The organism is Tissierella carlieri, from assembly GCF_018917285.1.
Lineage (GTDB): Bacteria > Bacillota > Clostridia > Tissierellales > Tissierellaceae > Tissierella > Tissierella carlieri.
In genome coordinates this window covers 1-25,937 of record NZ_JAHLOH010000027.1, presented here as the reverse complement: position 1 = coordinate 25,937, position 25,937 = coordinate 1, and the positions used below count along the sequence as shown (strand labels likewise).

Below are 25,937 nucleotides of genomic sequence, written 5' to 3'. Positions count from 1 at the left end.
TTAACATGACTTTTATGCTATAATTAGCGTGGGATTATTTATATGACAGGGGATAGAGCTATGACAAATATTATAAAAGGGTTAGAAACTACATTCAACGAAGTTGTCGAAAAGTATGACCAAATGCGTCCGACATATAGATAGACTAGAATTGAAAATGTAGATTATATATAATGTTAACTTCGGTAGAGAAAGGAAAGAACATGAAAATTAAAGTCAAAGAAATGTCTGATATTGATTATGAAAAAGTAAATAAGCTTATTGATTTTGAAGATGCAGATGCTGAATTTCTAACAGCATATAATAATAGAGAAGAAAATATATATTGCCTTTATAACTATGATAAACTAGTAGGTATTGCACAAATCATTACCAATAAGAGGGCATTTTTGTATATTTTTATTAATCCCTCTTATCGAGGTAACGGAATTGGATTTAATGCTCCTAAGCTATGTGAGGAAAAACTATATGAAAATGACATTGAGCAAATTATGACAACATATCGAATTGACAATCCTTACTCAAAAGCATTTGCGAATAAACATGGATATACGAGGAAGTTTTCTTCAGTTTATATGAGGTATTCAGGGAGCCAGTTTGATGTACAAGAGTTATTTATTAGAAATTACTGTGATGATGATTATGAATCTGCATACGAAATGTATGCGAAGGCTTTTCATGAGATGCGGATTAGTGTAGGTGATTTTCCTGATTCAGTTATTGAACAACCTAATGATAAAATGCGTCAATATTGGGCTGAAACATCAAATGAGCGCTTGGTATATATTTGAAATAGTGAAATAGTTGGTTACGCTCATATTGATGGGAACGAAATAGGGAGTGTTTCAGTAAAATCACAAAAACAAGGGCAAGGTATTGGACGAAGCTTTGTAAAATATATTTGCAATAAAATTCTTGCAGAGGGAAATGAGGCGGTTTTTCTTTATTGCGTTGTGGGGAATAGAGCTAAAAGTTTATATGACAGTTTGGGCTTTCAAGAAATATATACCTGTGAGTATGCAACAAAATTAAACTCATTAAATATTTAAGAATTGGTTAAGAAATGATTAAAGACTGGTTAAGGATTTACAATATATAATAGGGCTGTAAAAGATGAACTGCTTTAAATGCAGCAAACTTTTAACAGTCTTATTTTTATAGGAGGGAATCAATGAGAAATGTGATTATATCAACTAATAAGCTTTGTAAGACCTTTTCAAACGGAGGAATGCAGCAGCATGTACTTAAGAATTTGGATATTGAAATATTTGAAGGAGATTTTACTATCATAATGGGTTCATCTGGAGCAGGAAAATCTACCCTTTTATATGCATTATCAGGTATGGATAAACCAACATTGGGTTCCATTAAATTTTTTGATGAGGAAATTACAAAGCTATCCAATGATAAACTTGCAGTTTTTAGGAGAGCTAATTGTGGATTTGTATTTCAGCAAATGTTTCTTATGGATAATATGAGTATACTGGATAATATCCTTATGAGCGGTTTGCTCCTAAGCAAGGATAGAAAAGAAATTACAGCAAGAGCAAAGGAACTCCTTATACAGGTTGGATTAGATGAAACAATATGGAGAAAATTTCCCACCCAATTGTCAGGGGGAGAGGCTCAGCGTGCTGCAATTGTCCGTGCATTGATTAATCAACCAAAAGTAGTTTTTACCGATGAGCCCACAGGCTCTCTTAATTCAGCAGCAGGCAAAGCAGTGCTTGATCTACTTACTGAAGTAAATAACAAAGGACAAAGCGTCATCATGGTTACACATGATTTGAAATCTGCTAGGAGGGGAAATAGAATTCTATATATGCGTGACGGTGTTATTCATGGAGTTTGTGACTTAGGAAAGTATATAAGTGGTGATAGAGAACGGCATATTAAACTCCAAGGATTTCTCACCGAAATGGGGTGGTAAATATGAAGAAAATTTTTATGTTAAGTTTCGCAAATATACGAAAATCTAAAGGACAGACAGTTTCTCTTTTTATAATGTTTTTGGTGGCAGGGTTTTTATTAAATGCAGGTTTACTTGTGTTTATAAACTTCGGAAACTTCTTTGAAAAAATAACTGATGAACTTAATACATCTGATGCTTATCATATAATAGGTATGAACTTATATAATGAAGAAGTAGATCGATATATTAGAAATAATCATAATGTTTTAGAAATGGAAAAGTTTGATTCATTATATGCTTGGGCATCCATACCTTATAATGGTGATACACGTGAGCTAGCATTTCTCTTAAATGATGGAGATTTAGAGCGTAATCTTTCTAAATGGAAACTTATAGGAGAGTATTTGCCAACAGATTCCATGTCAATATACGTTCCATATGTATTAAATGTTGACGGAGGCTATGAGCTTAATGACGAATTTGAAATGAAAATTGATGATACAATTATTGAGTTTACCATAAAAGGTTTTACAGAGGATGGGTTTTTCAGTTCTGTAGACACTGGGGTTTTGGGACTTTATATGCCTCATGAAACCTATGAAAAAGTAAGAGAGATATTAGGCGATAGCTATAAAGGTACAGTTGTTTTTACTAATCTTATTAAAAACGATAAATCCCTTGAAACAGGAATTAGAGAACTGATTGAACAGGGTAATATGATGACAAGGTCAGTATTGAGTATAGACTTACCTATTATACAGCTGTCTCGTACTATGATGGCAAGTATGACGGCAGCGATGATAGTAGTTTTTTCTGCTATTGTTGCGTCAGTATGCTTGATAGTTATCAGGTTTAAAATCAATAACAATATAGAAGAGGATATGATGAAAATTGGTTCATTAAAGGCCATAGGTTATACTAGCAGACAAATTATATATTCCATTGCCCTACAGTTTCTTTTAATTTCATTTACAGGCAGTATAGGGGGAATAAGTATATCCTATTTTACAATTCCCATATATTCTCTTATATTTGAAAGTCAGTCTGGATTACATTGGATACAGGGATTTGATGGTATAATCAGCGGAATTACCTTGGGCATAATTCTATTGGCAGTAGTAATGGTAACTTTAATCAGTGCAGCACGTATTCGAAGACTTCATCCCATTATAGCTTTGAGAGGCGGTATAATAACACATAATTTCCGTAAAAATTATCTACCTCTCCATAAATCGAAGGGTAATTTAACCATTGTCCTTGCCTTTAAGTCAATGTTCCAGAATATGAAACAGAGCGTTATGATAGGAATAATATTGATAGCAGTATCTTTTTCTAGTACCTTTGCAGTTATAATGTTCTATAATTCAGCAATTGATACTAAGGCATTTAATGAGATTCCGGGAGTTGAACTTTCAAATGCTATGGCTGTGTTAAATGATGATGCTGATACTGAGCAACTGGTAAAGAAAATACGGGATTTAGATGGTGTAAGAAAAGTTCAATTCATAGATGAAACCATGGTTAAAATAGATGATAATGACACCCTTACCTATGTTATGGAGGATTATTCTAAGAAGGAAACTGATATAATCTATGAGGGAAGGTATCCTATTCATATAAATGAGGTAGTTATCTCGGGGCATTTGGCAGAGATGCTTCAAAAGAATATTGGAGATAATATTACCTTAAAAAATGGTGAGAGAGAAGTAGAATTTATTATTACAGGTTTATCTCAAGGCATTAATAGAGGGCTTATGAAAATCTTTATGACATATGATTCGATACTTAAGCTTAACCCAAACTTTAAACAGCAAAATCTACAAATATATCTGAATAAAGGAGTAGATGTCCCTGAATTTATAAAGACCCTTGAAAATTCATATGGAGATTCTATAATGACAATAGTAGATGCAGATAAGAATATGGAACAGAGTATAGGAATCTATATATCCATTGTTTCAAAGGTTGGAATTGCAATTTTGATTATAACAATGGCTGTAGTTGTTTTTGTTTTGTACCTTATCATTAGTTCAGCCATTATAAGAAGAAAACATGAATTAGGAATACAAAAAGCAGTTGGATTTACAACATTCCAGCTTATGAATCAGATTTCCTTTGGTTTTATGCCTCCTGTAATTATTGGGGTATTTATAGGGACTATAGCAGGAATGACACAAGGAAATAAAATTATGTCAATAGCACAGAAGTCAATGGGTGTTATGAAAGCAAATTATATAATAAATACTCTTTGGATTATTTCATTTAGTATTGCTATTGTAATTATATCTTATATTACATCAATGCTTATTACTTATAGCATTCGTAAAATATCAGCATATAAGCTAGTAAGTGAGTAAGGTTGTTTGTAAGAACACAAGGGGACGGTTCTTCTGTGTCATTTTATATTGTTATCGCCTATGGTTTATGTTAAGCTAAATAGAGGTGATTTCTATGCCAAGAAAATCAAGAGAAAAAAGTGATACAGGAATATATCATGTGATGTTGCGGGGGATAAATGGACAAATAATATTTGAAGATAATGAGGATTATGAAAGATTAATCCAAAGTATTGGAGAGTATAAAAGAGTGTGTGAGTACGAGATATATGCCTATTGTCTCATGAGCAATCATATACATTTGCTAATGAAAGAAGGAAAAGAAGACCTTGGGATAGTCTTTAGAAGAATAGGAGCAAGCTATGTCTATTGGTACAATGGAAAATATAGTAGAACTGGACATCTATTTCAAGATAGATATAAATCTGAGGTAGTAGAAAATGATGAATATTTTTTAACTGTACTAAGATATATTCACCAAAATCCTATTAAGGCTGGTATTGAAAGAGAGATAGGAAGATATTCTTGGAGTAGCTATAATGAATATCTAGGAAAAGAGGGAATCTGTGATACTAAATTTGCACTAGGATTCTTCGGACAGGGTAAAAAAGGTGCAATAACAGCGTTTCAAAAATTCAATTATGAAGAGAATAATGATAAATGTCTTGAATATGAGAAATCACTAAGAGTAGATGATAATGAAGCAAGAAAAATTATAATAGAATTATTTGGAGTAGAGAATACGATTGGAATTCAAAAACTCGAAAAAGAAAAAAGAGATAAAGCCATTAAAAAATTAAAGGATAGAGGATTATCAATAAGGCAAATCGAGAGACTGACGGGAATTAGTTTTAGTATAATAAGAAGAACATGACACAGAAGAACCGTCCCTCTGTGTCATGTTGATTTTGCACGTATTTGAATTAGACTGATTACATCATCCAGAACATTAGGTTCTGTAACTTCAATCATTAGCCAGTGGCTTCCATGAGAAGAAGTGGTGTTCTGATATAGGTTTTGTGTGTATTCGCTATAGGATGGGAGCATTAATTGGGTTTCAAGATTCTCTTTATTGCTGATTACTATAAGAGCAATATAGAATCCTGACATGGGGTAAAGCGTACACAAGGATTTTCCATATTTTCGGTATTTCACATTCCAACCAGGCTGCATGGAGCACTGGCTGTAGTATAGTTTTGGATGAATATAATAAACACTTTGTAAAAACAAATTCAACCTTTGCCAAAGCTGAGTATTCACGTAACTATTGATTTCATCTAATGAAGGCTGATTATTTGGACCATATAATTCACTCCACTTCATACTTTTCTCTCCTTTTCCACAAGAGTTACTCTTTGGGTATAGGCATTACCCATACCTCCATACTAGTTGTATCTGGACTATGGCTTGTGTAGCGTTCAACTGCAAAAGGCTTAGATGTAAGCTTATGATTTGGGAGCCATGTTTCAAACATATATTTGTGAGCCTTGTATATGGCATCCATCACAAGATGTTCAAAGTTTTCCGCCTCAAAAGAACAGACTATATATTCTCCTCTAGGTAATTCCCATAAGGAAAAACCTAGAACCTCTTCATTAGAAGAAGCTTCAGCCCCAGCAAAATAACGGTAATAGCCATCCTTGGTTCCCATATAAGCAACACCAAGTTCGTCACCACCCTCTTTTAGCCCTTCAATAGTCAGTTTACTTTCGTGAAAAATATCCCATAGCTTTCCAAGTGCATCTACACCAGTGTTACCGCTACCGGGCATCTGATCAATTGGTTCTTCTAATATAAGTCCAATGAAATATTGGGGAGATGAAATATTTCTTCGTGTAATTTCAAGAACAATTCCATCAGAAACCAAAGGAACATTCTCGTCGACAAGGGTATAATTCAGTAACAGCTGGGGTTTGACAAAATGATTTAGACGAACTGGATTAGTACGGTATTCCTCTGGAGTCATTCCAAAAGCATCCTTAAAGGCTCGTGTAAAAGTCTCGTGAGATGAAAAGCCAAAATCCAAAGCGATATCCAGAATTCGTTTGTTGTTATCTTGCAAACCATCCGATGCTTTTGCAAGACGGCGTAGCTTAATATATTCATTCACTGGCTTTTTGACTAATCGACTGAACAGCCTTTGATAATAAAATTGAGACAGTGAAGCAAGTTTGGCAAGAGCATCAATCTTAATTTCCTCTGAAAGATGTTCCTCAATATAGTCTATGGTTGTTTGTATTTGTTCCCATGCGTGCATATCTAAGCACCTCCTTATAAACTAGAATAACATACCTATAATCAATTGGCTTGACTTCCAATGCCCTTTTATCAGGTTTTTTATTTGCAGATAATCATATCATAATTGCAATTTGTATTTTACTTTCCATAATTAAATTTCAGATTGATCATTTTACTTGAGTCAATACGTTTCGTTGTGTCTAGGTGATTCATGAGTAAGGGACGGTACCAGATAATTACTAACGTTTATTGTTAGATTGGAGATGTATTTCGAAGGCTGTGATTATGTCGTCAGTTTTATGTTATCATATTATTCATAGGAAAACATAAACATCATACAGGTAAGCAATTTTAGATATAATGTATGACACTCTCAAGAAATATTAAAATAACCTCTTGTGATGTAATAAGCATTTCTAATTTAGCTATAGCTTGATAGAATGCCGAATTCATCTAACTTGAATAATACTTTCATAAAAAAGGCTTTGAACAATTGAAATTGTTCAAAGCCTTTTAATATTATAAATGTATGCCTACTAAATTTCATTGTTTCTAACTCTTTTGGCCAAATCCTCCACTTTTTTCTTTATTATATCTCTAGTTTCCCGATAGTCTTCAATGGGTCCACCAGATGGGTCTGTTAGACCCCAATCCTCGCTATGACTATTTGGAACAAAGGGACATACTACATTACATCCCATAGTTATAAGAATGTCTACTTCCTCAGGTATATTAGATAATAACTTAGGATAGTGATCACTCATATCTATGCCTACTTCTTCCATTACTTGTACTGCCAAGGGTTTTACTTCTGGATAATTTTCAGTTCCTGCTGAATATACTTCCAATACATCACTACCTAATTTTTTCGCCCAGCCATCTGCCATTTGAGAACGGCATGAATTGTGAACGCATATAAAGGCAACCTTCTTTTTCATTTAGTATTCCTCCAAATAAAGATTATTTAGCTTTATCAAACCATCCCCTTGTATTGTTTGCTATCCTTACAAGAGTAAGCATTACTGGAACTTCAACAAGTACACCTACTACAGTTGCTATTGCTGCTCCAGATTTCAATCCAAATAAAGAAATAGCTACTGCTACTGCTAGTTCAAAGAAATTTGATGCTCCAATCATACCTGCTGGTGCGGCCACATCATGAGGCAATTTCCATACTTTTGCCCATAAATAAGCAACAAAGAATATAAGGAATGTCTGTATTATTAGAGGTACTGCTATCAATACTATATTCATAGGATTATCAACGATTATTTGACCTTGGAAAGAGAATATAATTATTAAAGTTAATAAAAGCCCTATTATTGTGACATTACTAAACTTTGGAATAAAGGTTTTTTCAAAGTATTCTAATCCTTTATTTTTAGTGATAACTATCCTTGAAACCCAACCAGCAGCTAGTGGTATAACTACAAATAATACAACTGACAAAAATAATGTGGCCCACGGAATTGATATATCACTCATACCTAATAATAAAGCAACTATAGGAACAAATCCAACTAATATTATAAGGTCATTTGTAGCAACTTGAACAAGAGTATATGCTGGGTCGCCTTTAGTTAAATGACTCCAAACAAATACCATAGCCGTACAAGGTGCTGCTCCTAGAAGTACTGCCCCTGCAAGATAATCCTTTGCTAGGTCGGGAGATATAACGCTTTTAAATACTACATTAAAGAAAAATACTGCTATTGCGTACATTGTAAATGGCTTAATCAACCAGTTTGTAACCCATGTAATTATAAGTCCTTTTGGATTTTCACCAACTCTTTTTATACTATGAAAATCAACCTTTAACATCATTGGATAAATCATTAACCATATAAGAATAGCTACTGGTATAGAAACACTTGCATATTCAAACTTACTTAAAAATTCAGGTATATCTGGGAGATAGACTCCGATAAGTACCCCTACTACCATACATATAGCAACCCATAATGTAAGGTATTTTTCAAAGAAACTAATTCCTGATTGTAGATTTTCTTTTGCCATATCTATATTCCCCTTTCATATGAAATTACTAATTTGAATCAAGTAAGCTCTATTTTAAGAGCTTACTTAGATTTTCACTCTTTATTTTTTCTGGGATCCACTTAATCACTGCAAAATCTCCATCAGATATCTCATTTACTTTATTAATCCATTGTATCTCATTACTTGCCTTTACTTTTAAGATTTCATTAGTTGTATTAGTTGCATAGAAGCTTGAGTTAATAATCCACCATTTACTATAGATACCAGCCCTATTTAAGTCCTCCTGTAATCCCATAGCTTCATGAACAGGAGTGGTTTCAGCAAGTGTAACTATTATAACTTCGGTTTGACTACTATCTCTTAACTTAGGCAATAACTTCTTAACTGACTCAGGTATATCTCCTTGTGTTCGTGCAATTTCTCTATTATAGCTTTGTGTGGATTCTAATAATAACAGAGTATGACCTGTTGGAGCTGTATCGATGACTACTACTTCATTTTGTGAACGTTCTACCATTTCAGCAAAGGCTCTAAATACTGCAATTTCTTGAGTACAAGGAGATCTTAAATCTTCTTCAATATAAGCAATATCATCATCAGTCATGGTTTCCTTAGCTTTATTTAGTACTTCTTCTTGATATTTTTCTAGTTCTTTCTTTTCATCTATATTACTTATTGTAATTCCGTAACTTTCATCTATAACAAAGTTTAAATGTGCTGCAGGATCGGTTGTTGTTAAATGAACCTTCTTTCCTTTTTTAGCTAATTCAACAGCAATAGTAGCAGCTATTGTAGTTTTACCGACTCCACCTTTACCCATAGTAAAGATAACCTTTTTATCTCTTCTATATAAATCTTCTATTATAATATTAAGTGAAGGGATATTATCAACAGTTAATTTATCATCATTATATTTAATATTATCACTTTTAAAAAATGCTCTTAGGTTTTCCAAACCCGTCATATTATAAGGTCTTAAAGGAATTTTATAGGTTTCAATATTTTTAAGTCCTTCTGGTATTTCTTTTAATGCATTTTGTTGTTTGTCAAAAATAGCATTAGAAAGATAATCATCATGATCTCTAAGGGCTCCATTAACTATTAGAAGCTGATTACTTATTCCGATGTCTTTTAGCTCATTAGAAGCTCTATCAGCTTCTTTTAAAGTCGATACTTCAGGTCGGGAGATTAGTATAAGTGTAGTTTTTTCTTTGTCCGCTAGATTCTCTACTGCATTTTTATAGACTTCCTTTTTAGCTTCAAGTCCTGATAATTGGCCTAAACATGATGCGCCATGAGTGCTTTCGCTAATGAAATTAGTCCATGCTGATGGAAGTTGAAGCATCCTTAGTGTATGACCTGTTGGTGCAGTATCAAATATAATATGATCATATTCTTCGGCTGTTTTTTCATCAGTTATAAAACCAGAGAATTCATTGAAAGCTGCTATTTCAACTGTACATGAACCTGAAAGCTGCTCTTCCATATTTTTTAGTACAACTTCTGGTAGCTTACCTCTATATGGTGATAATACAGATTCCTTATATTCAGCAGCAGCATCTTCTGGGTCAAAATTGGCTACTACTAGATTAGGGATTTCATCTATGGGCACACCTTTATTATTTAACTCTGTTTCAAATACATCTTGAAGGTTTGAAGCAGGGTCAGTACTGATAAGCATAATTCTTTTACCCTCATCAGCTAAAGCAACTGCAATAGCACAAGCAGTTGAGGTTTTTCCAACGCCACCTTTTCCGGTAAAAAATAAGTATTTTGTTAGGTTTATATCTTTTAAATTAAAATCTTTAAACATAATACACCTCTTTTCTATTTTAACAACATCCTTTTCCTCCACAACAGCCATTGTTTTGCTTTTTAGATTTTCTAGCTTCTAATTCAGACATGATATATTCCTTTGGTATCTCCAGCATCTTTATAAATTCCTCATTAGTTGGATATCCCTTTATTTTTACGACTTCTCCATCAACTATTGTAATAGGAAGAACATCTACACCTTCATCATTTAACATCTTATTTACTATTTTATTATCCACAAATATTTGAGGATTGTTGGTTAAATTATGTCTTTCAACTAATACTCCTTTTTTTTCTAACCTATTAATAACAGTTGCAACTCTTAAAAGCTCCTTATCAACAGATGGTCCACATACTCCTGTTGCACAGCACATAGCTGGGTCAAAGATTATCATTTTTTTCATACTTAGTTCCCTCCTATTATTTATTTACAGCCACATTTTGATATACCTTTACAGATGCAATCTTCAGTATCAGTTATAATATTCATTAAAAATAGAATAATTTTATTACATTCCATTAAATTTAAAGAATAGTGATTCCAAAGCCCATCTTTTCTAATATTTACTAGATTAGACTCCATTAAAACCTTCATGTGGTGAGAAAGGGTAGGCTGAGAAAAGTCAAAATGCTCTAATATATCACAGGCGCACATCTCACCACAAGATAATATATCAAGTATTTGAAGTCTCTTTGGATCTGATAATGCTTTAATAATTTTTGAGTTTTCTTCATAATTAACTTTCATTTAATCACTCCCTACATAGATATATGTCTATATAATAAATTATATGCACTTGGGAAAGCGTTGTCAATAGCACATGTAAATATAATTACAATATTTATTGATAGATGATTATCTATACATGGTATATATTTATAGATTTGAAAATGTTAGTAAAAATAAAATCCAGTCAAGAGAATTAATCTTGACTGGATTTTATTCATATAAATAAATATCCAAATATATTAAAGGCATATCCTATAATAAGTATTCCTAGAGTAACTACACCAATAAATATACCTAGAAGCTTTCTCTTAACAACCTTAGAAAGCATAATCATTGAAGGAAGGGAAAGTGCTGTTACACCCATCATAAAAGATAGAGCTGTTCCTAATCCTACTCCTTTTAATACTAATGCCTCTGCAATGGGTAATGTACCAAATATATCTGCATACATGGGTATGCCTACAAAGGTAGCTATTAATACAGAGTACCATTTATCTTGACCTAGTATTGCTGATATAAAAGATTCCGGAATATAGTTATGGATGGCAGCTCCAATTCCAACACCTATAAAGATATACATCCATACTTTCTTTATAATATCTAATACCTGCTCCTTAGCAAAGTTTATTCTATCTATAACTGCTAATTTCTGATCCGCTATATCAAGTACAGGATTGTTAAAAACAAAAGATTCCACATATTTTTCTAATCTGAATTTACTTATAACTGTTCCGCCAACTACAGCGAGGATTATACCGACTATAACATATGCTATAGCTATTTTCCAATTGAATATACTAGCCAATAGAATAATAGATGCTAAATCTACTAAAGGTGATGAAATTAAAAATGAAAATGTAGTACCAATGGGTAGGCCTGCACTAGTAAATCCAATGAATAACGGTATAGAAGAGCAGGAACAAAATGGTGTAACAGTACCAAGTAAAGCAGCTAAGATATTTGCTGTAATTCCATGGAATCTACCTAGTATCTTCCTAGTTCTTTCTGGTGGAAAAAAAGATTGAATATAGGAAATTCCAAATATTAATATTGAAAGTAAGATAAATATCTTAATTACATCATAGATGAAGAAGTGGATGCTTCCACCTAGTCTACTATGAATATCTAAGCCAAAAATATTTTCTACAAGAAGTTTAATTAGATTGAAAAGCCATTCCATTTTAAGTAATTGTGTATTTAGCCATTTTAAAATAACCATATATTTCACCTTCTTTAAATATTATTAGACAATTGATTAGATCTCTTCATAATGATTATCTATATCATTAAACAAGTCTTTTAATAGTTCTAAGGAATCCTTATTGATGGAGTATTTCATCCATATGCCATCCTTTCTTCCATTAACAAGCCCAGAATCGCATAATGTTTTCATATGATAAGAAAGTGTAGGTTGTGTAATATGGAATTCTTCCAATAATTTACATGCACAAAGCTCTCCGCTGGAAAGCATATGAAAGATTTTAATCCTTGTTTCATCTCCTAATGCCTTTAAAAGCAACGCATAATCTGTATAAGATATATTCATGTCTTCACTTCCCTTCTCTATAGTAGAATATTTTATAGAATTCAATAACACATAGATGAATATCTATATGTTAATTATATTACTATATATAGATAAATGTCAATGTGTTAGAAAAATTATTTAAATAAGCTACTTAATAGTTGCAGAACATATAAAAAATATCTATATATAAACAAAAACTATAGATAATCTTGATTTTATTTAAATTATTTCATATGTTAAAATTTAATCGGTGTTAAGAAGTGAAAGTAATGTCATATAAAGGAGTGGGTTAGGTGAAAAGATTTAAATTTATACTAATAGTTATTCTAGCCTTAGGATTAATAGTTGGTGGATGTTCAAATAAAAAAGATGTAGTAGATGAAGGAAATCATCAGCAACCTCCAGTTGGAGAAGGAAAGGAATCAGTAAATGAATTAGAAGAGGATACTATAGAGTTTGTAGATACTAGCTATATGGTAAGTGCTGACTGGCTAAAGGAAAATATGGCAAAAGAAAATCTACTAATATTAGATGCTAGAGGAGCAGATGCTCATAAAAAAGGTCATATACCAGGAGCTATAGCTATTATGTGGCAAGAGTTTTCAAATATGGAAGGTGCACCTGGTAAAGAGCCTAATTGGGGTACGGTTCTTGAAGCGAAAGCTTTATCTGAAAAACTGTCAGCATACGGAATAACGAAAGATAAAGAAATCGTTGTATATACAACTTCTCCAGATGGATGGGGAGAAGATGGAAGAATAGTATGGATGCTGAGAAGAGCAGGATTTGAGAATACAAAGATATTAGATGGCGGATTTGAATACTGGACGTCAAAAGACTATGAAGTATCTAAAGATGATGTAGTACCGACTCCTGCAACTGTTGTGATAGAATTCTTAGATAATAAGACAAATATAGATACTGAAGAATTGGCAGACAACTTGGATAATCTTGTAATAATTGATGTGAGGGGAAAAGATGAATATAACGGAGCTACAAATTTTGGTGAACCAAGAGGAGGTCATTTGCCGGGAGCTATTAATATAACTTTTAGCCAATTCTTGAACAAAAATGGTACTTTAAAAACAGCAAAAGAAATAAAAGATATACTTGATTCTAATGGAATTAACAAAGATGATGAAATAGTAACATATTGTACAGCAGGTATTCGCTCTGCTCATATGCAAATAGTATTAACTATGATGGGATATGATAACGTAAGGAACTATGATGCTAGCTTCTATAGTTGGTCTGGAAATGCTGATTTAGAAGTAGAAAAATAATACAGATAAATATATAGACTCTAATCTATTTCTAGGAGAATAGAGATATATTTGCAGGAAGGTTGTTGATACTTTGAAAAATATAAAAAAATCCACATGGATTAAATTAGGTGTTGTATTGGGATTAATTTTGATATACTTCTTTGTTAGTCCAGTTAGAAATGCTATAAAACAAATTATATTTATATTTAGTATGCTAGATGTAGATGCAGTAAAAGGGTATATATTGTCCTTCGGTATATGGGCACCTATAATATCATTCTTGCTTATGGTATTCCAGTCAGTAGCTGCACCATTACCAGCCTTTTTAATTACCTTTGCCAACGCAGGATTATTTGGATGGGTGAAGGGAGCAATTCTTTCTTGGACATCTGCTATGGCAGGAGCAGCCCTATGTTTCTATATTTCAAGAATATATGGAAGAAATACTGCCGAAAGGTTAACATCTAAATTTGCTTTGGAAGAAATAGATGGTTTTTTTGATAGATATGGTAATTATGCAATATTAATAGCTAGACTCTTACCATTTATATCTTTTGATATAGTTAGCTATGCTGCGGGGTTGACTTCCATGAGCTTTTGGTCTTTCTTTTGGGCTACAGGACTTGGACAACTTCCAGCAACGATAGTATACTCCTATGCAGGTGAAAAGCTAACGGGTGGAGCAAAGACCTTTGTCACGGGACTTCTCATATTATTTGCAGTTAGTGCATTAGGATTTTTAATAAAAAAGATATGGAATGAGAAGAACAAAAAAACTATTAATTAGAGAGTGTGTTAGGGTTGCTTCGAGAGGAGCAATCCTTTCATTGCTTTAATAAAAAGGATGTAATAAATGAAAATATCAGATAAAATTATAAAAATAATAAACGAAGAGGAAGAAAAATGCATAGGCTGTAAGCTATGTATGAATGGTTGCCCTATGTTAGATAAATTCTGTGATTCTCCGAAGGAATTACTAAAGGAACTTAAATGTAATGGAGAATTTGACTATATCTTACCCTACTCATGTATGCTATGTGGATATTGTACAAAGGTATGCCCTAAGGGAGTAGATTTAAAGAATTTATTCTTAGAACTTAGGAGAGATGTAGTTAATCAAAGCAATGGTAAACTAGCTAGGAATCTTAACACAAATGGAGTTGATTTACATCAAAAACTTAGTTTCTCTAATCTATTTACATCTAATATTCAAAACCTACAATCAGATACCATATTTTTTCCAGGATGTGGGCTTCTTTCTTATAGTCCGAAGATAGTAGAGGATACATATAGATATCTAAGAACTAAAATAGGGGGCATAGGAATATATACTAAATGCTGTGGAAAGCCTACAGCATTTATGGGAAAAGATGAGAAATTTAAGGAGTATTATTCTATTCTTGAAAAAGAATTTAGAGATAAGAATATTAAAAGAATAATAACAGGATGTCAAAACTGCTTTATGACCATAGGAAATAATAGTAAGGATATAGAAGTAATATCTTTGTGGGAAGTACTAGCTAATGTGGGAATACCGGAAGAAAAAATAGGTATTGGGAAATCTATAAATGTAGAGTTTACGATTCATGACCCATGCCCTACCAGAGATATAGATATAATTCACAGCTCCATAAGACAAATAGTGGATGAACTGGGCTTTAAAATAGATGAAATGGAGTATAACAAGGGAAAAACACTTTGCTGTGGTTCAGGTGGTATGGTGTCAGTTACTCAAAATCATGTATCTGAGGCTCATACCATAAGAAGAGCCCAAGAAGCAAAAACAGAATATATTATCACCTATTGTCAGGAATGTGTAGAGTCTATGAGAAGAGGTGGTAAGAAATCTTACCATATACTTGATTTATTATTCACTGAAGGCTTTCAAAATATGGAGCAGAAAAATCAAGGGGTAATAACAAAATGGACTAATAGGTACAAAGGAAAGAATATAGGGAAGTGAAAATATGAAGGATAGAAGCTCAGTATTAAAAGCAATAGCAATAATTATTTTAATAATAGCTTTAGCTTTATTGCTCAATAAATTTAATATTCTTAAAGGCTATGGACCAAATGAGATTAAAGAGTTTATTCAAGGAAAAGGTATTATGGCACCGGTTATTTATGTAGCATTACTATCTTCCCTGCCTTTGCTACTATTTCCAGATTCTGTTTTGGTAATAGCAGGTGGTATGATATTTGGTCTTTTTTGGGGGACAGTGCTTACTACAATAGGCTCATTAATTGGAGCCGCCATAGCATTCTATATTTCTAGAAAGCTGGGGCAACAAGTGGTGAAGAAGTTTATAAAAAAGGAATTAGTTTTATTTGATAAAAAGAATAGTGGATTTTTCTTGATTTTAATGTTAAGATTAATCCCCTTATTCCCCTTTAAAATAGTAAGCTATAGTGCAGGATTGTCAGATGTAAGGTTTAGGGATTTTGCATTGGCCACAACCATAGGTTCAATGCCGGGCATCATAGTATATACAAACCTTGGAGATAAGACAACAGTATTTGGCTCAAAGGATTTTTATATTTCTATAGGCTTATTAATAGGGTTGTTTTTAATTTCTTTTATAATGAAAAAAGTATTTCAAGGAAAAGGAGACAAGATCAATGAATAAAAAGTTATGGTTACTTATATTATCAGTAGTATTAATATTTAATTTAGCTGGATGCAGTACGAAGACAGTGAATAATGGGAATATATTAGATCAAGATTTTGAAGAATTATTAGAAGCTGCAAAAGGGACGACTGTTACCTTCTATGGATGGGGTGGCAGTCAGCAAACTAACTCATGGATAGATGGTTATTTATCAGAGAATGTAAAAAAAGACTATGATATTACCGTAAAAAGAGTTGGAATGAATATAGATGAAATATTAAACAGTCTTCTAAATGAGAAGCAGCTTAATGTAGAAAAAGGAAATATAGATGTAGTATGGATTAATGGAGAAAATTTCTTTACTGCTAAGGAAAACAATTTATTATTTGGACCTTTTACTGATAAATTACCGAATTTCAATAAATACGTAGATAAGGATTCACCAGATGTAAAATATGATTTTGGTTATCCTGTTGAAGGTTATGAAGCGCCCTATGGAAAAGCTCAGATGGTAATGGTATATGATAGTGAAAAAGTAGACAAGACTCCTGTTGACCACAAGGAGCTATTAGAGTGGGCAAAGAAAAATCCAGGTAAGTTTACTTACCCAGCATTACCAGATTTTACAGGATCTGCTTTTGTTAGAAATATAATATGTGATATAGTAGGGTATGAACAATTTATGGACATGGATGCTGATGAAGAAACTGTAAGGAAGGCTATAGAACCGGCTATTGAATATTTAAAGGAACTAAAGCCTTATCTATGGAATGAAGGAAAGACTTATCCAGGGGATGCACCTCTTCTTGATAATATGTATGCAGATGGAGAAGTGTGGATGACTATGACTTACAATCCAAACTCAGCATCAGGAAAAATTGCAACGGGAGAATATAAAGAATCTACTAGAACCTTTATATTTGACAAAGGAACCATAGGTAATACCCATTTTCTAGCTATACCATTTAATGCTCCGAATAAGGCAGGAGCTATGGCTCTTATTAACTATATATTAAATGTAGAATCTCAAGCCACGAAATATGAGCCGGAGACATGGGGAGATTTACCAGTATTAGATAACGATAAATTAAGTCAAGGGGAAAAAGATAGATTTGCATCTATTCCTTTAGGTATGGCAACTTTACCTCAGGATGTATTGCTAGAACATAGAATTCCGGAGATGCCGGCAGATCTAGTTCCAATAATTGAAAAAATATGGATGGAAATGATACCAGGTGAAGGTGAGTAATTTGAGGGAGAAATTAAAACCCTATCTATTGCTATTTCCAATACTATTTGTTTTGATTACCATTTTTGTTTCAGGAATAATAATGGGGCTTATACAAAGCTTAGGATATTTTAAGGCAGTAGGTTTAACAGAATTTACATTAAAATACTATAAAGAGGTATTAACTAGTAAGGGATTTATATCATCCCTTAGATTCAGCCTTTATACTTCTTTTACCTCATCTATTATGGCAGTAGTTTGTGGAGTACTTTTATCTTATGCAATTCTTCAAGTAAAAGGAAAAAAAGAGATGGTAGAATCTCTATATAGAATACCTATTATAGTACCCCATATAGTTTCTGTTTTATTAGTATATAATATTTTATCTCAATCAGGAATTCTTCCGAGAATTTTATATGAAGCTGGCTTGATTACTGATCAAAGCCAGTTTCCGTCTATTCTCTACGAGAGAAACGGAATTGGTGTAATAATAGCATATCTATGGAAGGAAATACCCTTTGTTGCTCTTACAACCTATACCATACTTAGTAAGGTCAGCAGTAAACTATCAGATGTAGCAGGTAATCTAGGAGCTAATAAGAGGCAGATATTTTTTTATATACTTCTCCCTCTTATTATGCCTTCTGTCTTTTCCTCCTTTATTATTATCTTTGCATTTTCCTTTGGAGCATATGAAGTACCTTTATTATTGGGACCAACACAGCCTAAGGCTTTGTCGGTACAGGCATTTATAGAATATAACAACCCAGTACTTGCAAATAGACCATATGCCATGGTATATAATATATTAATTACTTTAATAGCTTTGATTCTTACATGGCTTTATTATAAGGCCTTTGAAAAAGCCTATAAATACGGCAGGTGATAATATGAAAGATAAAACTAAATTAAGATATAAAATAATAATAGGAATATTTTTAAGCTTTTTATTATTACCCTTAGCAATTATATTTCTATGGAGCTTTGCAAAGAATTGGCCGTGGCCTCATTTATTGCCAGAAAATTGGGGGTTAAGAGGATGGTCTTATTTTTTAAATCCATCGTCAAAGAGCTTATCTACTCTATTATTTAGTATGTTTTTATCCTTTGCAGTGACAATGATTACTCTAGGTATAACTATACCAGCAGCTAAGGCACTGGCTCTTTACAAATTCAAGGGGAAAAAATTAATAGAAATGCTAATATTTGCACCAGTTATAGTGCCTACTGTTACAGTAGCCATGGGTATACATCTTCAGTTTATTAAAATGGGGCTTGCTAATACCTTTTTAGGAGTAGTATTGATACAACTTATACCTTGTATCCCATATAGTATTAGAATCCTTAAAAGTGTTTTTGAAATAATAGGTGAAGAAATGGAAGAGCAAGCTAGGGTTTTAGGGGCTAATGGATTTCAGACCTTTTATTATGTAACATTTCCTATGATACTTCCTGGAATAATCTCTGCTGGAAGTATGGCTTTTATAGTATCCTTTAGTCAATATTTCCTTACATTTCTAATAGGAGGAGGAAGAATAATAACCTTCTCAATGCTAATGTTTCCCTATATTCAGAGTGGTGATAGAATGATGGCATCTGTTTATAGCGTAGTCTTTATATTTACTACTTTGATATTTTTAATTATCGTAGAAAGGATTACAAATAAGTTCTATAAAGATAAGTTGAAGGAGTATAATTATGTCTAAAATTACCTTGAAAAATATAGAGAAATCCTTTAATAAAATTAAGGTCTTGAATAATATTAATTTCGAAGCCCCAGAGGGAAATGTAGTCTCCTTATTGGGACCTTCTGGTTGTGGCAAAACTACTACCTTAAAGATAATAGCAGGGCTGATTAAAGCTGATAATGGGGAAATATTTTTAGGAGATAAGGATATAGCAAATGTTTCTGTGGAAAAGAGGGGTACTGTAATAGTTTTTCAGGATTATTTATTATTTCCTCATTTGAATATAGAAGAAAATATTGGTTTTGGTCTTAAAATGGCGAGGATACCAAAGAAAGAGATAAGCCTTCGAGTAGAGAGGATGCTGGAATTAGTCCAACTAAAGGGATATAATAAAAAATATCCGAATAAGCTTTCGGGAGGGCAACAACAGAGAGTAGCATTAGCCAGGGCTTTAGCCATAGAGCCAAAAGTACTCTTACTTGATGAACCTTTTTCTAACTTAGATACAAAATTAAGGAAAGATATGAGAGAATTTACTCTAGAAATACAAAGGAAGCTAAATATCACAACGATTTTGGTTACCCATGATAAGGAAGAAGCTTTGATGTCCTCTGATAAAATAGCTATTATGCTCAATGGAGAAATTAAACAATTTGGAACTCCAGAAGAACTATATGAAAGACCTATTTCAATAGAAGTAGCAGATTTCTTTGGTGAAAAAAACTATATAGATGGTTTAGTGGAAAATAATATGTTTATATCCGATATTTGCAACCTTCCTGTAGAAATGGAGGATATAAAAAAAGCAAAGGCCATGATTAAACCAGAGAATATAAAAATATATCCCGAAGAAACCACTGACTTAACAGGAATAGTAGCATCTAGTAAATATGCTGGGGAGAGAGTTTATTATACTGTATTAATAAAAGGAAAGGAACTAAAGATAATATCTCAAAACTCTAAAATATATAAAGTAGGAGATAAGGTGTCAATAGATATAGATATTGAAGGTATAAAGATATTTAAGGAGAAGTGAAACTATGGTGTCCATAATAGTACCTGCGTTGAATGAAGAAAAAACTATAAAGGAAAACTTGGAGAATTTAATTAAAATAGAGGGAAATAAAGAAATAATAGTAGTGGATGGGGGTAGTTGTGATAAAACTGTGGATATTGCAAAAAAATATGCTATAGTTATCAACAGCACCAGGGGTAGAGCAAGACAGATGAACGCAGGTGCAAAAATTGCAAAGGGTAATATATTGTGGTTTGTTCATTCCGATTCGAAATTAGAGAAAAATAGTATATTAGAAATGGAACAGATAATAGAAGATGGTTATATTGGAGGATGCTTCAAGCTATATTTTTATGACTTAGATACTCCTTTTATGAGATATGTATCAAACTCTTCAAATAGAAGAGCTAAATATTTGAAACTGATATTTGGGGATCAAGGTATATTTATGAGAAAAGATATATTTGAAGAATTAATGGGATATAAGGAAATGGAACTAATGGAGGATTGGGAATTTTCCCGCAGAATTCATAAACTTGGTAAGATGAAGGTATTAGATAAAAAAATAGGAACTTCTGCTAGAAGATTTAAAGAAGGAGGACAACTTAAAACTCTCCTATTGATGCATAAAATAAAAATATTATATATGCTAGGCACTCCAGCAGATAAATTGGCTAAAATATACAGGCAGGTGAGATAATGAATGCACTAATACTTATGACAAGAATACCAATGGCAGGACAAACGAAAACAAGATTGATGGATATTATGTCTGGAGATGAATGTGCGGAGCTTCATATGGCTTTTTTGAAGGATTTATTCAATACTTTCAAGAAGCTGAAAGAAATAGATATATATCTTACCTATACTCCTGAAAATTCATTAGATACTATAGAAAATATAATACCTGAGTTTGTTAAGACTTTACCCCAAATAGGAGAAGATTTAGGCAATAAAATGTATAATGCAATAAATGATATATTATCTTTAGACTATGAAAAGGTAATATTAATAGGTTCAGATATACCACATATTAAAAATGAAGATATACTCCATTCCTTTAAAATATTAGAGGAAAAAGATATAGTACTGGGACCATCCTATGATGGAGGATATTACCTAATAGGGATGAAAAAACCAAATGAGGGGATATTTCATATATCTAAAAAATGGGGTGGAAAGTCAGTACTGGAATCCACCATAGATATGGCAAATAATCAAAGATTAACGGTAGGTCTTGCTGCTAAATATATGGATATTGACACTAAGGAAGATTTATTTGCATTTATGGATAAATATGAAGGTCATAGGGACAAGATAGCTTTAAAAACAGTGAAATTTATAAAAGAATGGAGGGAGAACACTGGTCAAGGACAAGTTGATAGAACAAATAAAAGGATATATTAATATTAATAGAAAAACTACTTTAAGGGAACTTGATTTAAAGGAAGATTTTGAAATTGAATTCTTAGCTCAGGGTGAATATAACATTAACTTTACCTTAAGCTCTTTTCCTAATAAATATGTATTTAGAGTAAATACTGGAAGCCAGCTGCAATTAGAAAATCAAATAGGATATGAGTTCAATTCTCTAAAATATTTAGAGAAATCCTCAGTAACTCCTAAGGTATTCTTTGTAGATGGTTCTTTAATGTATTTTGATTATGGGATACTCATTATGGAATTCTTAGAAGGAGCACCTCTTGATTATGGAAAGGATTTAATGAAGGCAGCAAGGATATTTTCGAGAATTCACTCCTTAGAAATAGCTAAGGATAATCATTTTATAACAGAAAAAAATATATTTAGTGCTAGGATAGGTGAAGGGGAAAGACTTCTTTCTAATATCTGGGACAGTCCTATAGTGGATAAAAGAGTTAAATCCTTTTTTGATAAATTCTTAGAGTGGGCGAAGATTAATAAAGACAAAGAGAGATACTTTATAGATAATCCTTGGTATGTAATAAATAATACAGAGGTCAACTCTCATAATTTTATCATAGGAGAGAGATCTTATTTAATTGATTGGGAAAAACCGGTGATTAGTGATCCTGCTCAGGATTTAACTCAATTTCTCGCACCTACTACTACATTGTGGAAGGCAAGCTATATATTGAGCTCTGATGAAAAAGAAGAATTCTTTAAGAACTATATTAATGGATTAAATGGAAAGGATAGAGATATAAGAGATAGAGTTGATCTCTATACTCCCTATTTGTATTTAAGAGCTTTAGGTTGGTGTGCTCATGCCTATGTAGAATACCATGATCCTAAGAAAGAAATAAAGAATATGGATACATTTGAGAAGATAAAGGAGTACTTGGATATAGATTTTATGGAGGGGTTATTAAGGAAGTTTGGAGTATAGATTCTACTCTTAAAAATATGATAAAAGCAACCTTAAGTAATTGATACATTATAACGATAAATATGAAATCATTAAATAAATCTATGCCAATTATTTAATGGATAGATATTTGCTATATAAATTGAAAATAAAAATTGATAATGTTATAATCAACGAGGAAAATCAATGTATATAATAAGGAGGAAGAAATGAATAATAAAAGATCTAAATTTATTACTTTATTAATGGTAATGATGTTAACGCTGACATTAACAGTTGCATGTACAAAAAATGAAGGAAAACAAGCAGATGGTAATTCAGATGTAGCTACAATAAAAACAATGACAGGTGAGAAACTTGTAAAACAAAATTCAGGAAAAGAAAAAGATAAAGTTTTAATTATTGATGTACGTTCTCCAGAAGAGTACAAAGAAGGTCATATTCCACATGCTATTAATATTAATGTGGAAGGTTTTGAAGATAGAATTAGTGAACTTGAAGATTTAAAGGAATTCCCAATTATTACTTACTGTAATTCAGGAAAGAAAAGTGGACAAGTTGCAGAGATTTTAGTTAATAATGGATTTAAAGATGTAACTAATGCCGCAGGAGTTAAAGAATTTGAATATGATTTAGTTCACTACCAAGATATAAGAGGAGCTGCTTTCCAAAAACTTATTGATGAAAATAAAGATATCCTATTAGTAGATGTTAGAGAAGAGAAACAAGTTGCAGAAGAAGGAATGATTGCAGGAGCTATCAATGTTCCATTTAATGCTATAGAGGCAAATCTTGATAAATTACCAAAAGACAAGACTATTGCTTTATACTGCAATACTGGCACTAAGAGTGCTGAAGTAGCAAAGCAATTAGAAGACCTTGGTTATGAAAACGTAGTAAATTCTATTGAAGGTGTAAAAGAATATTCATTTGAATTAGTAAAATAAATATATTAGACAAACTCCCAGATAAGCCTATTTGGGAGTTTGAATTTTTATCGGTGCCAGTTGTGTGGCACTTAATAGTTTATTACATCAATTATTTTCTACAGCCACATTACTCCAAGCTTCAAAAACCAATTCATTAAACAACTTCACATTCTTTATCATAGTAGGGATATTTATTTTACTTCCTTTTTCATTACTTTCATCTATTCTTAAAAATCCAGTTTTTAAGTCTTCTACATCTGAAACTATAGATTTAAAATTATCATCAAACAGTTCAGGATTTGTTATATATATAGCAGAAACTATATCCCAATTAAAGAAGCCTTCAGTATTAAATAATTCTCTAAAATACTCAAACCAAGCGTAGGAGTTTTCCTTGATATATACATAAGAAGGTATATCTTCATTTTTCATCAATCTTTCATACTCTTCTTTTTTAAATTCTGCCTGTAGACAGATATGACCTGTCATCGTAGTGACTTTTGCACCAGAGTGCAGAACATTGTGACTTGCTTCATTATCAACAGAGAAATTTAACTCATTTAAGTTTTTACCATTGATTATCAAGGGTTTAGTTAGTCCTCCCATAAGTACAATTTCCTTAATTTTTTTATAGAAATCATTGTCAAGAAGATAGGCACCATATAGATTAGATAGAGAACCTGTTGCTAATATAGTAACTTCATTAGGATATTTATTTACTATATCTACAAGAAATTTAGCTGCTTCACTCCTTCTATCCGAACCTTTTGCTGACCCCTTCTTTAAGGGGATATTTGTAATATTTAAGTCCTTAAACAATTTAGTAGTAGCTGCAAATACATCTTCTATATTACTATTTCCGAAAGTAGTGGTAATTCCAAGCAAATCTATAGCCTTATTACCTATTAAGTACATGAAGGTTAAACCATCATCTACATCCTTGTTTGGCAATCCCATAGTATTATCACAGTCAAAAATTACTTTAATCAAAATTAATACCTCCCAACTACACTATTTTAATCTGCTTCAAAGTATATACTAACACAACTTATTGCTTTATGTTAGAATACAATGTGCAGGAAGGTAAAAATATTACCAATATAACCATTCCTATAGCAATATTTTACAAAAGGGGACAGAGTTAAGTGGTAATATCTTTTGTTGAGGAAGTTCGGAGTATAGATTTTAGCTAAAACAATGTCAAGGTTATTTTAAATTAAATATATTATTAAGAAAAATAATAGTAATTAAATTACTATTATTTTTTTTAATAACACTTCAATATCTTATATTGATAGATTATTATATGTATACAGCATTATATTGTTGACAATATTCGACAATTTTGGACCAATATGAAAGGATGGTGATTATGGAGAAGAGAAAAAATAATTTTATAATTATTACAAGAATATTGATTGTTATTCTATTTATATCTTTCTGGGAAATTACCGCTAGATTTAAGCTTTATAATGCTTTTTTTACAAGTTATCCAAGTGAGATTGTTTTAGACCTAAAACAATTTTTTTTAAGCGGAGATTTAGTAAAACATACATCTATAACCTTACGTGAGGCACTTGCTGGATTGTTTTATGGTACTATTATAGGAATTTCTGTTGGTCTATTATTTGGACAAGTACAATCATTAGGTAAAATTTTTTTACCGATGATTACAGCTATTCATGGTGTACCCCAACTTACACTAGCACCAGTATATATATTATGGTTTGGACTAGGTTTAACATCAAAGATATTTCTTGCAGCATTAATGGTCTTTTTTAATGTTTTTTTCTCTACTTATGCAGGTATTCAAAATGTAGAACCTAAGCTTATTGAATCCGCCAATTTACTGGGTGCAGGAACAATACAAACACTATACCATGTTGTGCTACCATCTAGTATGCCTTGGATAATAGCTGGTATTCGTAATGGTGTAGGGGCTTCTTTGATTGGCGCAATCATTGGAGAATTTATGGGGGCTTCAGCAGGGTTTGGATGGATGATTGCTTATGCGTCATCATATTTTAAAATTGCTCGTGTTATGTCATGTATTTTTATTTTATTAATAGTAGGTATTATTCTTAATTTTATTCTTGATAAGATTGAGGCATATTTACTGCGTTGGAGAGCAGTTACAAGATTATCTCTACATCATGAAAAAAATACATAGAATCTAATTAGGCTCTGTAAACTAAATATGAAAAAATAGTACAATATCTTCATAGAATTGCTCTAAGTTTCTTTGGATTGCTCTAAATTTCGCTTTGCATATGATAAAGCTTCGTCTATGAAATCATCA

Annotated in this window: 28 protein-coding genes; 18 read left to right on the top strand and 10 right to left on the bottom strand. The window is 32.1% G+C overall.

Annotated features, from left to right (window positions below; all coding sequences use genetic code 11):
* The first annotated feature begins 173 nt into the window (after positions 1 to 173).
* From KQI38_RS07940 to KQI38_RS07920, 5 genes are all read left to right on the top strand, one after another.
* Positions 174 to 791, top strand: a complete 618-nt coding sequence (locus KQI38_RS07940) for a GNAT family N-acetyltransferase (protein WP_216557819.1) — start codon at positions 174 to 176, stop codon at positions 789 to 791.
* Positions 792 to 800: 9 nt separating this feature from the next.
* Entirely contained in the window at positions 801 to 1,049 is a 249-nt protein-coding gene (locus tag KQI38_RS22800) for a GNAT family N-acetyltransferase (protein ID WP_216558144.1), read from the top strand.
* Between the two features lie 122 nt (positions 1,050 to 1,171).
* Positions 1,172 to 1,930, top strand: a complete 759-nt coding sequence (locus tag KQI38_RS07930) for an ABC transporter ATP-binding protein (RefSeq protein WP_216557816.1) — start codon at positions 1,172 to 1,174, stop codon at positions 1,928 to 1,930.
* Between the two features lie 2 nt (positions 1,931 to 1,932).
* Complete coding sequence (locus KQI38_RS07925; protein WP_216557813.1) at positions 1,933 to 4,269, top strand: ABC transporter permease; 2,337 nt, start codon at positions 1,933 to 1,935, stop codon at positions 4,267 to 4,269.
* 94 nt (positions 4,270 to 4,363) lie between these two features.
* Positions 4,364 to 5,122: a transposase gene (locus KQI38_RS07920; RefSeq protein ID WP_216557810.1), complete on the top strand. Its 759-nt coding sequence runs from the start codon at positions 4,364 to 4,366 to the stop codon at positions 5,120 to 5,122.
* A gap of 23 nt (positions 5,123 to 5,145) precedes the next feature.
* Here KQI38_RS07920 and KQI38_RS07915 read toward each other — a convergent pair whose 3' ends face one another.
* The 9 genes from KQI38_RS07915 to KQI38_RS07875 all read right to left on the bottom strand — a co-directional run bounded on the left by KQI38_RS07915 (position 5,146) and on the right by KQI38_RS07875 (position 12,575).
* On the bottom strand, positions 5,146 to 5,571 hold the full coding sequence (locus tag KQI38_RS07915; RefSeq protein ID WP_216557807.1) for a DUF3788 domain-containing protein: 426 nt from the start codon (positions 5,569 to 5,571) through the stop codon (positions 5,146 to 5,148).
* A 25-nt stretch (positions 5,572 to 5,596) separates the two neighbouring features.
* Positions 5,597 to 6,505: a helix-turn-helix domain-containing protein gene (locus tag KQI38_RS07910; RefSeq protein ID WP_216557805.1), complete on the bottom strand. Its 909-nt coding sequence runs from the start codon at positions 6,503 to 6,505 to the stop codon at positions 5,597 to 5,599.
* Between the two features lie 517 nt (positions 6,506 to 7,022).
* Positions 7,023 to 7,424 carry an arsenate reductase ArsC gene (locus tag KQI38_RS07905; protein WP_216557802.1) on the bottom strand — a complete coding sequence of 134 codons (402 nt, stop codon included), beginning with the start codon at positions 7,422 to 7,424 and terminating at the stop codon, positions 7,023 to 7,025.
* Positions 7,425 to 7,446: 22 nt separating this feature from the next.
* On the bottom strand, positions 7,447 to 8,502 hold the full coding sequence (gene arsB / locus KQI38_RS07900) for an ACR3 family arsenite efflux transporter (RefSeq protein WP_216557799.1): 1,056 nt from the start codon (positions 8,500 to 8,502) through the stop codon (positions 7,447 to 7,449).
* Positions 8,503 to 8,551: 49 nt separating this feature from the next.
* On the bottom strand, positions 8,552 to 10,297 hold the full coding sequence (gene arsA, locus KQI38_RS07895) for an arsenical pump-driving ATPase (protein WP_216557796.1): 1,746 nt from the start codon (positions 10,295 to 10,297) through the stop codon (positions 8,552 to 8,554).
* 19 nt (positions 10,298 to 10,316) lie between these two features.
* Positions 10,317 to 10,703, bottom strand: a complete 387-nt coding sequence (arsD, locus tag KQI38_RS07890) for an arsenite efflux transporter metallochaperone ArsD (protein WP_216557793.1) — start codon at positions 10,701 to 10,703, stop codon at positions 10,317 to 10,319.
* 20 nt (positions 10,704 to 10,723) lie between these two features.
* Positions 10,724 to 11,047, bottom strand: a complete 324-nt coding sequence (locus tag KQI38_RS07885) for an ArsR/SmtB family transcription factor (RefSeq protein WP_094898754.1) — start codon at positions 11,045 to 11,047, stop codon at positions 10,724 to 10,726.
* Between the two features lie 196 nt (positions 11,048 to 11,243).
* Entirely contained in the window at positions 11,244 to 12,248 is a 1,005-nt protein-coding gene (locus KQI38_RS07880) for a permease (protein ID WP_094898755.1), read from the bottom strand.
* 36 nt (positions 12,249 to 12,284) lie between these two features.
* Positions 12,285 to 12,575 (bottom strand): ArsR/SmtB family transcription factor, encoded by a 291-nt coding sequence (locus KQI38_RS07875; protein ID WP_094898756.1) that lies wholly within the window; start codon positions 12,573 to 12,575, stop codon positions 12,285 to 12,287.
* A gap of 275 nt (positions 12,576 to 12,850) precedes the next feature.
* On the opposite strand from KQI38_RS07875, the gene KQI38_RS07870 reads away from it, so the two are divergent.
* The 12 genes from KQI38_RS07870 to KQI38_RS07815 all read left to right on the top strand — a co-directional run bounded on the left by KQI38_RS07870 (position 12,851) and on the right by KQI38_RS07815 (position 23,656).
* Positions 12,851 to 13,840 (top strand): sulfurtransferase, encoded by a 990-nt coding sequence (locus KQI38_RS07870; RefSeq protein ID WP_094898757.1) that lies wholly within the window; start codon positions 12,851 to 12,853, stop codon positions 13,838 to 13,840.
* Positions 13,841 to 13,913: 73 nt separating this feature from the next.
* Positions 13,914 to 14,609, top strand: coding sequence for a TVP38/TMEM64 family protein (locus KQI38_RS07865; RefSeq protein WP_201259606.1), 696 nt, complete (start codon positions 13,914 to 13,916; stop codon positions 14,607 to 14,609).
* A gap of 66 nt (positions 14,610 to 14,675) precedes the next feature.
* Entirely contained in the window at positions 14,676 to 15,785 is a 1,110-nt protein-coding gene (locus tag KQI38_RS07860; protein WP_094898758.1) for a (Fe-S)-binding protein, read from the top strand.
* A gap of 4 nt (positions 15,786 to 15,789) precedes the next feature.
* Positions 15,790 to 16,449, top strand: a complete 660-nt coding sequence (locus KQI38_RS07855) for a TVP38/TMEM64 family protein (protein WP_094898759.1) — start codon at positions 15,790 to 15,792, stop codon at positions 16,447 to 16,449.
* Positions 16,442 to 17,680, top strand: a complete 1,239-nt coding sequence (locus tag KQI38_RS07850) for an ABC transporter substrate-binding protein (protein ID WP_216557790.1) — start codon at positions 16,442 to 16,444, stop codon at positions 17,678 to 17,680. The genes KQI38_RS07855 and KQI38_RS07850 overlap by 8 nt, the downstream gene beginning before the upstream one ends.
* 1 nt (position 17,681) lies before the next feature.
* Positions 17,682 to 18,545 carry an ABC transporter permease gene (locus tag KQI38_RS07845; RefSeq protein WP_094898761.1) on the top strand — a complete coding sequence of 288 codons (864 nt, stop codon included), beginning with the start codon at positions 17,682 to 17,684 and terminating at the stop codon, positions 18,543 to 18,545.
* 4 nt (positions 18,546 to 18,549) lie between these two features.
* Positions 18,550 to 19,365: an ABC transporter permease gene (locus KQI38_RS07840; RefSeq protein ID WP_094898762.1), complete on the top strand. Its 816-nt coding sequence runs from the start codon at positions 18,550 to 18,552 to the stop codon at positions 19,363 to 19,365.
* Positions 19,358 to 20,383: an ABC transporter ATP-binding protein gene (locus KQI38_RS07835; RefSeq protein WP_094898763.1), complete on the top strand. Its 1,026-nt coding sequence runs from the start codon at positions 19,358 to 19,360 to the stop codon at positions 20,381 to 20,383. Before KQI38_RS07840 ends, KQI38_RS07835 begins: the two co-directional genes overlap by 8 nt.
* A gap of 4 nt (positions 20,384 to 20,387) precedes the next feature.
* Positions 20,388 to 21,062 carry a TIGR04283 family arsenosugar biosynthesis glycosyltransferase gene (locus KQI38_RS07830; protein ID WP_094898764.1) on the top strand — a complete coding sequence of 225 codons (675 nt, stop codon included), beginning with the start codon at positions 20,388 to 20,390 and terminating at the stop codon, positions 21,060 to 21,062.
* On the top strand, positions 21,062 to 21,769 hold the full coding sequence (locus tag KQI38_RS07825; RefSeq protein ID WP_094898765.1) for a TIGR04282 family arsenosugar biosynthesis glycosyltransferase: 708 nt from the start codon (positions 21,062 to 21,064) through the stop codon (positions 21,767 to 21,769). The genes KQI38_RS07830 and KQI38_RS07825 overlap by 1 nt, the downstream gene beginning before the upstream one ends.
* On the top strand, positions 21,741 to 22,730 hold the full coding sequence (locus KQI38_RS07820; protein ID WP_216557787.1) for a phosphotransferase: 990 nt from the start codon (positions 21,741 to 21,743) through the stop codon (positions 22,728 to 22,730). Before KQI38_RS07825 ends, KQI38_RS07820 begins: the two co-directional genes overlap by 29 nt.
* A gap of 188 nt (positions 22,731 to 22,918) precedes the next feature.
* Positions 22,919 to 23,656 (top strand): rhodanese-like domain-containing protein, encoded by a 738-nt coding sequence (locus KQI38_RS07815; protein ID WP_216557784.1) that lies wholly within the window; start codon positions 22,919 to 22,921, stop codon positions 23,654 to 23,656.
* Positions 23,657 to 23,743: 87 nt separating this feature from the next.
* On the opposite strand, the gene KQI38_RS07810 is transcribed toward KQI38_RS07815, so the two are convergent.
* The gene (locus KQI38_RS07810; protein ID WP_216557781.1) at positions 23,744 to 24,628 is read right to left on the bottom strand and encodes a nucleoside hydrolase; all 885 of its coding nucleotides are present in this window, start codon (positions 24,626 to 24,628) and stop codon (positions 23,744 to 23,746) included.
* A gap of 382 nt (positions 24,629 to 25,010) precedes the next feature.
* Here KQI38_RS07810 and KQI38_RS07805 point away from each other — a divergent pair, with 382 nt between their 5' ends.
* Positions 25,011 to 25,808 carry an ABC transporter permease gene (locus KQI38_RS07805; RefSeq protein ID WP_216557778.1) on the top strand — a complete coding sequence of 266 codons (798 nt, stop codon included), beginning with the start codon at positions 25,011 to 25,013 and terminating at the stop codon, positions 25,806 to 25,808.
* Positions 25,809 to 25,937: the final 129 nt, after the last annotated feature.